An 11,585-nucleotide genomic window follows, 5' to 3' on the forward strand; every position below is an offset into this window, starting at 1 on the left:
CCTGGGTCCCTGAGCCTGTCGAAGGGCTCACCGCGCTCACCGTCAGCGAGGTGCCGTCGACCGAGATGGAGCCCTTGTCGACGACGAGCGGCGCGAGCTCGTCCGGAAGGCTGATGCGGAGCACGCTCCACTGCGCGCCCGGCCGCACCTCGAGCACGACACCGGTGCCGTCGACGTGGCCCTGCACGATGTGCCCGCCGAGCCGCGCACCGACGGGCATCGCCTTCTCGATGTTGACTCTCGTGCCGACGGTCGCCGTGCCGAGGGCCGCGACGTCGAGCGTCTGCTTCATGACGTCGGCGTCGAAGGTCTCCGCGGTGGAGCCGACGACGGTCAGGCAGACGCCGGAGACCGCGATCGACTCCCCGTGCACGGCGTCGGCGGCCGCCTTCGGGGCGCGGACCGTGAGCCGCCAGCCGTCGCCCGCCTCGGCGATGGCGGTGATCTCGCCGATCTCCTCGATGATTCCGGTGAACATCAGAGGCTTCCCTCCTTCTCCGGGCCCGTCTGGTCCGGGTCGTCCGCGTCCGCAGGATGCGCGATCGCGAGCAGGTCTGCGCCCAACGGCAGCCACTCGTCCACGACGAGGCGACGTGCCTGGTCGATCGAACGGACGCCGATGTCGGTCACGGCCAGGCGGTTCCCGCCGAGGAGGACCGGGGCGACGTAGGCGAGCACACGGTCCGCGAGTCCGGCGGCGAGGAACGCGCTGGCGAGCGTCGGGCCGCCCTCCACGAACAGCGTCTGGATGCCGCGCGCGTGCAGCGCGGTGAGGACCGCCGACAGGTCGTGCGTGTCGAAGAACACCGGCGTGTGCGGATGGCGGTGCACCGCCGCATCCGCAGGGGCGGGCCGGGCGCCGATCACGACCGGGACGGGCTGATGCGGAAGGAGCTCGTCGCCGGCGCGGGCGGTCAGCGCGGGGTCGTCGGCGAGCACGGTGCCGGTGCCGACCGCGATGGCGTCGGCCTCGGCGCGTCGCCGGTGCACGTCGGCACGCGCTTCGGGCCCGGTGATCCACTGGCTGGTGCCGTCGTCCGCCGCGGCCCTGCCGTCGAGGCTCTGCGCCCACTTCACGGTGACGTGCGGACGGCCGCGCCGCGCCGCGAAGAGCCAGTCGCCGATCAGCGCGCGCGCCTCGTCGGCCCGCTCTCCGGCCTCCACGCTGACGCCCGCGGCGCGCAGCCGCTCCGCGCCGCCGCCGGAGACCTCACCCGGATCGTCGAGCGCGTAGACGACCCGCGCCACCCCGGCGTCGATGAGCGCGAGCGCGCAGGGACCGGTGCGACCGGTGTGGTTGCAGGGTTCGAGGGTGACGATCGCCGTCGCCCCGCGTGCGGCGCCGGGCGCGAGCTTCGACAGGGCGTCGACCTCGGCGTGCGGGGTGCCGGAGCCGCGGTGCCAGCCCTCGGCCAGCACCTCGCCGTCGGGGGAGAGGAGCACGGCGCCCACCTGCGGGTTGACCCCGCGGGAGCCGCGGGTCGCGAGGGCGAGCGCGCGATCCATCGCGCGGCGCTCTGTCGCGGTCACTGCCATCCGTCGTCCTCTCTGCGGCCTCGGGGTCGCTGCAGGGTGGCGGAACGGACGCACGCGCGTGCGCCTCGTGCTGCCTCCCTTCCGGACTAGCGAGGTGTCCCTCGCATCACCGTCGGTTCCGGAATTCCACCGGATCGGCATCCCGATCACTCGGAACGCTCGCGGACTGTCACCGCCGGTTCGGATTCCCACCGACCCCGGAGCACGTTGCTGTTCTGAGTGTACTCAACGCGTTCGTGCCCGTTTCATTCCGTGGCAGCCGCCGTGCCCGGCCCCTCACTTGAGCAGGCGGGAGAGCCGCCGGTCGGCGAGCACCTTGCCGCCGGTCTGACAGGTGGGGCAGTACTCCAGGGAGCGGTCGGCGAAGAAGACGCTGCGCACCTCGTCGCCGCAGACCGGACACGCCTCGCCCCGGCGGGCGTGCACCCGCATGCCGCGGCGCTTGGCGTCCTTGAGGTCAGCCGGAGGTTTGCCTGCAGCGGCGGCGACGGCCTCGGCGAGGGTCTCCTGCATCGCCGCGAACAGGCGGTCGATCTCGGCGCCGTCCAGCGTGCCGGCGATCGCATACGGCGACATGCGGGCCGCGTGCAGGATCTCGTCCGAGTAGGCGTTGCCGATGCCCGCGATCACGCCCTGGTCGCGCAGCAGACCCTTGATCTGCATCCGCCGGTCGTCCAGCAGCGCGGCGAAGGCGTCGCGCGTGAAGGACGGATCGAGCGGGTCGGGGCCGAGCCGGGCGATGCCGGGCACCTCGGCCGGGTCGCGCACCACGTACACGGCGAGCGATTTCTTCGTCCCGGCCTCGGTCAGGTCGAAGCCGCTGCCGTCGTCGAGGGCGATCCGCAGCGCGATGGGCGACTTGCCCGGCTTGAGGAGCGTGGTCGGCAGAGCGTCGTACCAGCGCAGCCATCCGGCCTTCGCCAGGTGGAAGACGAGGTGCAGCTCGGAGTCGCAGGAGAGCACCACGAACTTGCCGCGGCGCTCCGCCCCGGTGATCGTCGCGCCATCCAGCGCCGAGATCGGCGGGTCGTATGTCTTCAGTGCGGCGATCGCGGCCACGGAGGCACGGGTGATCGTGCGTCCGGTGGTGCGCTCGCCGAGGAACGCGACGAGTCCTTCGACCTCCGGCATCTCAGGCATGCAGCCATCCTGTCACCGGGGTCCGACGCTGTCACGCCTGGGACGTGCGGTCAGAGCACCGGCCACTCGACCGGCGTCCGGTCGTCGTCGCGCAGCAGCCCGGCGAGCCAGCCGTCGTCCCGTCCGCGCTGGCTGGTGAGTCCCTGGCGCATGGTGCCCTCGAAGCGGAAGCCGAGGGCGCGGGCGGCGCGGGCGGAGGGGACGTTGCCCACGACGGCCTGCCAGCGGATGCGGGCGAGACCGAGCTCCGCGAAGCCCCAGTCGAGCACGGCCCGCGCGGCCTCGACGAGGTAGCCGCGGCCGCGGGCGTCGGCGACGACCCAGTAGCCGAGCTCGGCATGGCCCCCGGCCGGATGCTCCCCGATGTGGTGCAGTCCGACCATGCCCACGAGGACGTCGTCGGCGTAGACGCCCCAGACGGTCTGCGAGCCGTCCTCCCACCACTGCTCGACGAGGGCGACGAAGTCCTCCGCGTCCTGGCGGAAGTAGGGGGAGGGCACCGTCGTCCACCGCGCGATCTCGGGGTCCTGGCACGCCTCGGTGATCGCGTCGACATCCGCCTCCGTCGGGGCATGGAGGACGAGTCGTGCGGTGGTGAGGGTGACCGGAGGCATCCCTCCAGCCTAAGACGCTCGACCCGGCCCCTTCGGTCCGCCCCGGCCCCTTCCGGACGTTCGCACAGGGGTGGGAGGCACGGAAGGGGGTGGGAGGGGAGGAAGCCGACCGCAGTGTCCGTGGGCGCGATTAGGCTTGTCCGGTGACTGTTCCGGGGATTCTGCGCGCCTTGGAAGAGGCGTCTCTGTATCGTGACGCTCTCGCCTGGGCGCACACCGACGCCGACCTCGGCCTGGTCGACGGGCTCGACGCGCCCGTGCTCGCGGGCCTGCTCGCCAAGCGCGCGGCGGCAGGCCACCCGGCGGCGCTGCTGGCCGTGGTGCCGACGGGGCGTCGCGCGGAGTCGGTGGCGCAGGCCCTGGAGACCTACGTCCCGGACGCCGAGGTGCTCACCTTCCCCGCCTGGGAGACGCTGCCGCACGAGCGCCTCAGCCCCAGCCCGGACACGGTCGGCCTGCGACTGCAGACCCTGCGCCGCATCGCCGAATGGTCCGGGGAACGCCCCCTCGTGGTCGTGGCCTCCGTGCGCGCCGCGCTCCAGCCCATCGCCGGGAACCTGGGCGACATCGTGCCGCTGGAGCTGACCGTGGGCAGCCGCGGCAACGAGCTCGACAACGTCGCCGAGCAGCTCGTCGAACGGGCCTACTCCCGCGTCGACATGGTGTCGCGACGGGGCGAGTTCGCCGTCCGCGGCGGCATCCTCGACGTCTTCCCTCCCACGTCGGAGCACCCGTACCGCGTGGAGTTCTTCGGCGACGAGATCGATCAGATCCGCGCATTCTCCGTGGCGGACCAGCGCTCGCTCCCCGGCGACGTGCCCGGTGTCGACCTCCCGCCCAGCCGCGAGCTGCTGCTGACCGCGGAGGTGCGCGAGCGCGCGAGGGCGCTGATCGGCGGCTTCCCGGCCATCAGCGGCATGCTCGAGAAGATGGCCGAGGGCATCCCGGTCGAGGGCATGGAGTCGCTGCTGCCCGCGGTCGCCGGTCCCCTCAAGTCGCTCGTCGAGTATCTGCCCGAGGGGAGTGCGACCGCCGTCATCGATCCGGAGCGCTCGACCGCCCGCGCCCTCACCCTCGGCGAGACGAACCGCGAGTTCCTCGACGCCGCCTGGAGCGCGGCGACCTCTGGTGCCTCGGCCCCCATCGACCTCGGCGCCGGCGACTTCCTCACCATCGCCGACCTGCGCGAGGTCGTCCGCGACCGGGGCGGCGTGTGGTGGCGGCTGAGCCCGTTCGGGATCGGCGATGCGACCGCGGAGAGCGTCGAGGCGGCCACCGTCATCCCGTCCTTCCACGGCAACGTCGACGGCGCGATCGCCTTCGTCGACGCGAAGGTCGCCGACGGCTGGAGGGTGGTCGTGCTCGCGACCGGACACGGCCTCGTCGACCGCGCCCGGGACGTGCTGTCCGACCGCGGCATCGCGGCGCGGGTCATGGAGACCATCGCGGACGCGCCGGACCCGGGGGTCGCGACCCTCACCGTCGGCGGCGTCGAGGCCGGCTTCCAGGTGCCGGAGGCGAAGCTCGCCGTCCTCACCGACAACGAGTTCTACGGCCGCACGATCGGCGGCGACCAGCGGGTCGTCAAGAAGCTCGCCTCCCGGCGGAAGAACGTCGTCGACCCGCTGCAGCTCAAGCAGGGCGACTTCGTCGTGCATGCGACGCACGGCATCGGCCGGTTCGTCGAGATGACCCAGCGCGAGGTCTCCACCGGCGGCCGCAACGCCGCGAAGTCCGTCCGCGACTACCTCGTGCTGGAGTACGCGCCGTCGAAGCGCGGCTACCCCGGCGACAAGCTGTTCGTCCCCACCGACCAGCTCGACCTCCTGTCGAAGTACGTCGGCGGCGAGGCCCCGACCCTGTCGAAGATGGGCGGCAGCGACTGGGCGCAGGCCAAGGGCAAGGCGCGCAAGGCAGTCCGCGACATCGCCGTCGAGCTCGTCAAGCTCTACTCCGCCCGGATGAGTGCCAAGGGGTATGCCTTCGGCCCGGACACCCCCTGGCAGCGCGAGCTGGAAGAGGCGTTCCCGTTCGCGGAGACGCAGGACCAGCTGCAGACCATCGACGAGATCAAGGCCGACATGGAGCGGCCGATCCCGATGGACCGGCTGCTCTCCGGCGACGTCGGCTTCGGCAAGACCGAGGTCGCCGTCCGCGCGGCGTTCAAGGCCATCCAGGACGGCAAGCAGGTGGCGATGCTCGTGCCGACGACCCTGCTCGTCAAGCAGCACCTCGAGACGTTCACGGAGCGCTTCGCCGGGTTCCCGGTCAAGGTGCGGCCGCTGTCGCGGTTCCAGACCGACAAGGAGGCGCGGCTCACGCTGCAGGGCCTCCTCGACGGCTCGGTGGACATGGTGATCGGCACGCACCGCATCCTCACGGACCAGGTGCTGTTCAAGGACCTCGGCCTCATGATCATCGACGAGGAGCAGCGGTTCGGCGTCGAGCACAAGGACGCGCTGAAGAAGATGAAGACCAACGTCGACATCCTCGCCATGAGCGCCACCCCGATCCCGCGCACCCTGGAGATGGCGGTCACCGGCATCCGCGAGATGTCGACGCTCGCGACGCCCCCGGAGGACCGGCACCCGATCCTCTCGTTCGTCGGGCCCCGCAGCGACAAGCAGATCGCCGCCGCCATCCGCCGCGAGATCCTCCGCGAGGGGCAGGTCTTCTTCGTGCACAACCGCGTGCAGTCGATCCAGCGGGTCGCGGCCGAGCTCGCCGAGCTGGTCCCCGAGGCGCGGATCGCCGTCGCGCACGGTCAGATGGGGGAGCACGCGCTGGAGCAGGTCGTCGACGACTTCTGGGAGCGCAAGTTCGACGTCCTGGTCTCGACCACCATCATCGAGACCGGCCTCGACATCTCCAACGCGAACACGATCATCATCGACCGCGCCGACAAGTACGGGCTGAGCCAGCTCCACCAGCTCCGCGGACGCGTGGGCCGCGGACGGGAGCGCGCCTACGCGTACTTCCTCTACGACGACATGAAGCCTCTGAGCGAGACCGCGGCCGACCGGCTGCAGACCATCGCGGTCAACAACGACCTCGGCTCCGGTATGCAGGTCGCCCTCAAGGACCTCGAGTTGCGCGGTGCCGGAAACCTCCTCGGCGCGGAGCAGGCCGGGCACATCGCCGGGGTCGGCTTCGACCTGTATCTGCGCATGATCGGCGAGGCCGTCGCGACCTTCCGCGGCGAGGAGGTCGAGACCGGGCAGGAGCTCCGACTCGAGCTGCCACTCGACGCCCGCATCCCCGAGGACTACATCGACAGCGAACGCCTCCGGCTCGAGGCCTACCAGAAGCTCTCCGCCGCCTCGGCCGCGACCGCGAAGGACGACGCCATCGATCTCGTGGTGGAGGAGCTCGTCGACCGCTACGGCACGCCGCCGGAGGAGGTCACCGGTCTCGTGTCGATCGCGCGACTGCGGCGCCGGGCGGCCAGGGCCGGGCTCACCGACGTCGTGGCCATGGGGTCGAACCTGCGCCTCGCGCCCGCCCGCCTCGAGGACTCCATCAAGGTCCGGCTGCAGCGGCTCTATCCGAAGGCGAAGCTCGTCTCCGGCGGGGAGGCGCTGGTCGTGCCGATGCCCACGGTGCCCGCGGCGGTCGGCGTGGGCGTGGAGCCGCTGCCCGACGCGGAGCTGCTCGCCTGGGTCGACCAGCTGTTCACCGCCATCTTCCCCGAGCCCGCCAAGCCCGAGTGACCCGGTGGTGATGATCTCCGAAGTCGTGCGCGCCGCAGACGCCGCGGGCTAGTCTGGCCGCATGTTGTACGAGCACCTCGGGGCTCGCCCCCGCATCCACGACACCGCCGTCGTCGCTCCCACCGCCGTCATCTCCGGCGACGTGGAGCTCGGACCGGGCTGCCAGGTGCTGCACGGCGCCGTCATCACCGCGGAGGGCGGCCCGATCACCCTCGGCGCACATGTCATCGTGATGGAGAACGCGCTGATCAGGGCGACCGCGGCGAACGCCGTCCACATCGGGGCGCACACCCTCGTCGGGACGCTGGCCAGCATCGCCGGGGCGACCGTGGGCGAGGAGGTGTTCTTCGCATCCGGAGCCCGGGTCTTCAACGGGGCCCTCGTCGGGGACCGCTGCGAGGTGCGGGTCAACGCCATCGTGCATCGCCGCGCCGTGCTGCCGTCGGGGACGGTGGTGCCGATCGGGTGGGTCGCGGTCGGCGATCCGGTGCAGCTGCTCTCACCTGACCGGGACGCCGAGATCGCGGCTGCACAGCCTGAGCTCGACTTCCCCGGACACGTCTTCGGCGTCGATCGGGACACTCCCGACCTCATGGTGCAGCTCACGGAGCGCTACGGCAGCTCCCTCGCGCGGCACGCCGACGACCGTCAGGTTTGACCCCCACCTTCGAATCGCCCGAATGGTCCCATCTCGGCCGGATTTGGGACCATTCAGGCGATTCGAACGGGTCAGATGACGCCCTGGGCGAGCATCGCCGCGGCGACGCGCTCGAAGCCGGCGATGTTGGCGCCCGCCACGTAGTCGCCGGGGACGCCGTGGCGTTCCGCAGCCTCGAAGGCGGCGTGGTGGATGTCGCCCATGATCTCGCGCAGCTTGTTCTCGCTGTCGCCGAAGCTCCAGCGCTGCCGCGAGGCGTTCTGGCTCATCTCCAGCGCCGAGGTCGCGACACCGCCGGCGTTCGCGGCCTTGCCAGGGGCGAACAGCACGCCCGCCTTCTGGAAGGCCTCGACGGCCTCGGGCACACACGGCATGTTGGCGCCCTCGGACACGGCGCGCACGCCGTTCGCGATCAGGGCCTCCGCATCGGCGAGGCTGACCTCGTTCTGGGTGGCGGAGGGCACCGCGATGTCGACGGGCACCTCCCACACGCTGCCGCTCTCCACGAAGCGGGCGCTCGGGCGGCGGTTCGCATACTCGACGATGCGGGCGCGCTCGACCTCCTTGAGCTGACGCAGCAGGTCGAGATCGATGCCCGCGTCGTCGACGATGTAGCCGGAGGAGTCGGACGCCGTCACCGCGGTCGCGCCGAGCTGCGCGGCCTTCTGGATCGCGTAGATCGCCACGTTGCCGGAGCCTGAGATGCCGACGCGCTTGCCGTCGAGGGAGTCGCCGTGCACGCCGAGCATCTCCTGCGCGAAGAACACCGCGCCGTAGCCCGTGGCCTCCGTCCGCACCTCGGCGCCGCCCCACCCGGTGCCCTTGCCCGTGAACATGCCGGACTCGTGGCGGTTGGTGACCTTGCGGTACTGGCCGAAGAGGTAGCCGATCTCGCGGCCGCCGACGCCGATGTCACCCGCGGGGACGTCGGTGTGCTCGCCGAGGTGCCGGTAGAGCTCGTTCATGAACGACTGGCAGAACCGCATGACCTCGGCGTCGGACTTGCCGTGCGGGTCGAAGTCGGAGCCGCCCTTGCCGCCGCCGATGCCCTGACCGGTGAGCGCGTTCTTGAAGATCTGCTCGAAGCCGAGGAACTTGATGATCGACAGGTTGACCGACGGGTGGAACCGCAGACCGCCCTTGTACGGACCGAGCACGGAGGAGAACTGGATGCGGTAACCGCGGTTGACCTGCAGCTTCCCGGCGTCGTCGACCCACGGCACGCGGAACATGATCTGCCGTTCCGGCTCGACCAGGCGCTCCAGGATCCCGCCGTCCACGTATTCCGGGTGGCGCTCCAGCACCGGGGCGATGGAGTGCAGCACCTCGTGGACGGCCTGGTGGAACTCCGGCTCGTGCGGGCTGCGAGCGAGCACCGTGTCGAAGACGGGCTGCACGGAGTCGGCGAGCGGGTGGAAGTCGGTGGGGGTGGTGACGGTCACGCGGGAGGGCTTTCTGATGGGGGATGGGGTGCGGGCGATCGTGTCGCGCGCGAAAGCAGAGCCGGGTGAGGCGGAGGTTTCACTCTAGCGTCGGCGACGAGGGCCTCCGCGCACACGGCGGAGCGGCCGGGGTCACCCGGTGTTCTGCAGGCCGGCGGCGACCCCGCTGACGGAGAGGAGGAGCAGGCGCTGCTGCTCGGCGTCCGCGCCGGAGCCCTCCGGCTGCTCCGGCGCCGATCGGAGCGCGCGGAGCGCCCGCAGCTGCAGGAGCGAGAGGGCGTCGACGTACGGGCTGCGCAGCTGCACCGCCCGCTGCAGCACGGGCTTGTTCTCCAGCAGACCCTCGCCTCCGGTGAGACGGACGACCCAGCGTCGCGTGAGGGCGAGCTCGTCGAGCACCAGGGTGGCGAGGTCGTCGCGGTCGCCGAGGGCGAGGTACTGCCGGGCGATGCGCTCGTCGGTCTTGGCGAGGCTCATCGCGACGTTGTCGACCATCGTGCGCAGCAGCGGCCACTCGCGGTAGGCCTCCGTGAGCAGTTCCTCATCGCCGACGGCCTCGAGCGCGGTGCCGAGTCCGAACCAGCCGGCGAGGTTGATCCGGGCCTGCGTCCACGCGAACACCCAGGGGATGGCCCTGAGGTCTTCCAGCGACTCCACCGAGAGGCCGCGGCGGGCGGGCCGCGAGCCGAGCGCGAGCAGGCCGATCTCCTCCATCGGGGTCACGGTGGCGAACCACGGGGCGAAGCCCTCGGCCTTGACGAGCGCGAAGAACCGCTCACGGGAGGCGGCGTCCATGGTCGTGGCGACGTCGGCGTAGCGGGCGGCCGCGCGGCTCGTGCGCTCCTCGACCGTGGGGGAGGAGGCCAGCAGCGTCGCGGCGGCGACCTGGTCGATGTGCCGCATCGCGATCGCGGGCTCGCCGTACCGGGCGAAGATGACCTCGCCCTGCTCGGTGAGCTTGAACCGACCGTCGACGGAATGCGGGGGCTGCGCGAGGATCGCGGAGTTGGCGGGGCCGCCGCCACGGCCGAGCGCACCGCCGCGGCCGTGGAAGAGGGTGAGCTCGATGCCGGACTCCTGCGCCCAGCGGGCGATCTTCTCCTGCGCCGTGTACAGCGCGAGATTCGCGGCGACGGGCCCGACGTCCTTGGAGGAGTCGGAGTAGCCGAGCATGACCTCCAGCCGGTTGCCGGTCGCGGCCATCCGCTCGCGGAACTCCGGGAAGGTCACAGCCTCGGCGAGGATGCCCGGGGCGGCCTGCAGGTCGGCGAAGGTCTCGAACAGGGGCACGACGTCGAGCACCGGGGCGTCGTCGCCGAGCGCGTGGCGGGCCAGCTCGTACACGTTCGCGAGGTCGGAGGCCGCCTGCGTGAAGGAGACGACGTAGCGGCCCGCGGCGCGGAGACCCCGGTCGCGCTGGATGTCCGCGATCGCGCGGAAAACCTCCAGCACTTCCTCGGTCTGCGTGCTGATCGGCCCGCCCGCCTCGAGCTCGGCCAGGGCCTTCGCGTGCACCTGGGAGTGCTGGCGCACCTCGAGCTCCGTGAGGTGGAAGCCGTAGGTCTCGACCTGCCAGATCAGATGCTGCACGCCGCCGAACGCGTGGCGGCGGGCCCCGGCGGCGACGAGGGAGGACTGCACGGCGCGCAGCTCCGCGAGCAGCTCCTCCGGACCCGTGTAGCCCTCGTCGTCTCCGCGACGCGTGGCCGCCACGCGGCGGGCCATGACGAGGACGACCCGGCGGTGCGGCTCGTCAGGGGAGCGGGCCGCCAGCTCGTCGGCGACCGTCGGCTCCGTGGCGGCGAACCGCTCCCAGAGCGCGGTGACCTCGGCGCTGGGCGGGGTGTCGTCCGCGGCGAGCGTGAGCGTGCGGCCGATCCGGTCGAGCGCCCGCTCGAGGCCGCGGAGCACGTGGTCCGAGGCGATCTGCGACGCCTCGCGGGTGACCGCGGCGGTGACGAAGGGGTTGCCGTCGCGGTCGCCGCCGACCCAGGAGCCGATCCGCACGAACGCCGGGACGACCGGGGCGCTGGCGCCGGACTCCTCGCCGCGGAGGGCATCGTCGATCCGGCGGTAGACGTGGGGGACCGTGGTGAACAGCGTCTCGTCGAAGACGCCCATGACGGTGCGGACCTCGTCGGTCGGGGACGGCTTCTGCGCGCGCAGCGGCGCCGTGCGCCACAGGGTGTCGATCTCCTCGAGCATCCGGCGGCGGGCGCGGTGCTCCTCGGAGCCGCCTGCGCTGGCCGCGTCGTGCTGGGTGAGCAGCTCGGAGAGCCGGCGGATGCTCGACGAGACCGCACGGCGGCGGGCCTCGGTCGGGTGGGCCGTGAAGACGGGGTGGAAGCGCAGGCCGTCCAGACGACGACGGGCCTCGTCGTCGCCGACCTCCTCGCGCAGCCGGGCGTACGCCCCCGCGACCGTGCTCGTCATCTCGACGGCGCTGCAGGTGGCGGGGCCAATCCTCATCAGCATCGGCCTCGAC

8 protein-coding genes and 1 riboswitch are annotated in these 11,585 nt (G+C 72.0%); of the genes, 2 read left to right on the forward strand and 6 right to left on the reverse strand.

Features of this window, described 5'->3' with window-relative positions:
* The 4 genes from DW296_RS01160 to DW296_RS01175 form a co-directional block, all read right to left on the reverse strand.
* A partial coding sequence (locus DW296_RS01160; RefSeq protein WP_136050735.1) for a riboflavin synthase occupies positions 1–478 on the reverse strand: 478 nt, incomplete at its 3' end.
* Positions 478–1,536: a bifunctional diaminohydroxyphosphoribosylaminopyrimidine deaminase/5-amino-6-(5-phosphoribosylamino)uracil reductase RibD gene (gene ribD / locus DW296_RS01165; RefSeq protein ID WP_136050736.1), complete on the reverse strand. Its 1,059-nt coding sequence runs from the start codon at positions 1,534–1,536 to the stop codon at positions 478–480. The genes DW296_RS01160 and ribD, both read right to left, overlap by 1 nt.
* Before the next feature lie 64 nt (positions 1,537–1,600).
* Positions 1,601–1,745, reverse strand: a riboswitch (FMN riboswitch).
* A gap of 67 nt (positions 1,746–1,812) precedes the next feature.
* A complete protein-coding gene (locus DW296_RS01170) occupies positions 1,813–2,676 on the reverse strand; it encodes an Fpg/Nei family DNA glycosylase (protein WP_136050737.1) in 864 nt (287 codons plus the stop codon).
* 50 nt (positions 2,677–2,726) lie between these two features.
* Positions 2,727–3,290, reverse strand: coding sequence for a GNAT family N-acetyltransferase (locus DW296_RS01175; RefSeq protein WP_136050738.1), 564 nt, complete (start codon positions 3,288–3,290; stop codon positions 2,727–2,729).
* Between the two features lie 143 nt (positions 3,291–3,433).
* Here DW296_RS01175 and mfd point away from each other — a divergent pair, with 143 nt between their 5' ends.
* Positions 3,434–7,000 (forward strand): transcription-repair coupling factor, encoded by a 3,567-nt coding sequence (mfd, locus tag DW296_RS01180; RefSeq protein WP_168428953.1) that lies wholly within the window; start codon positions 3,434–3,436, stop codon positions 6,998–7,000.
* 61 nt (positions 7,001–7,061) lie between these two features.
* Positions 7,062–7,658, forward strand: a complete 597-nt coding sequence (locus tag DW296_RS01185; protein WP_025103909.1) for a gamma carbonic anhydrase family protein — start codon at positions 7,062–7,064, stop codon at positions 7,656–7,658.
* A gap of 71 nt (positions 7,659–7,729) precedes the next feature.
* Here the strand turns inward: DW296_RS01185 and gdhA are convergent, their stop codons facing one another.
* Complete coding sequence (gene gdhA, locus DW296_RS01190; protein WP_136050739.1) at positions 7,730–9,100, reverse strand: NADP-specific glutamate dehydrogenase; 1,371 nt, start codon at positions 9,098–9,100, stop codon at positions 7,730–7,732.
* A 132-nt stretch (positions 9,101–9,232) separates the two neighbouring features.
* On the reverse strand, positions 9,233–11,585 hold a 2,353-nt coding region (locus tag DW296_RS01195; RefSeq protein WP_136050740.1), incomplete at its 5' end, for a phosphoenolpyruvate carboxylase.

This window comes from Microbacterium sp. K36, assembly GCF_004794355.1.
Taxonomy (GTDB): Bacteria; Actinomycetota; Actinomycetes; order Actinomycetales; family Microbacteriaceae; genus Microbacterium; species Microbacterium paraoxydans_D.

Excerpts from the sequence above, each read along its gene's own strand:
- ribD (WP_136050736.1), bottom strand. The coding sequence starts at position 1,536 with ATGGCAGTGACCGCGACAGAGCGCCGCGCGATGGATCGCGCGCTCGCC.
- DW296_RS01170 (WP_136050737.1), bottom strand. The coding sequence starts at position 2,676 with ATGCCTGAGATGCCGGAGGTCGAAGGACTCGTCGCGTTCCTCGGCGAG.
- DW296_RS01175 (WP_136050738.1), bottom strand. The coding sequence starts at position 3,290 with ATGCCTCCGGTCACCCTCACCACCGCACGACTCGTCCTCCATGCCCCG.
- DW296_RS01185 (WP_025103909.1), top strand. The coding sequence starts at position 7,062 with ATGTTGTACGAGCACCTCGGGGCTCGCCCCCGCATCCACGACACCGCC.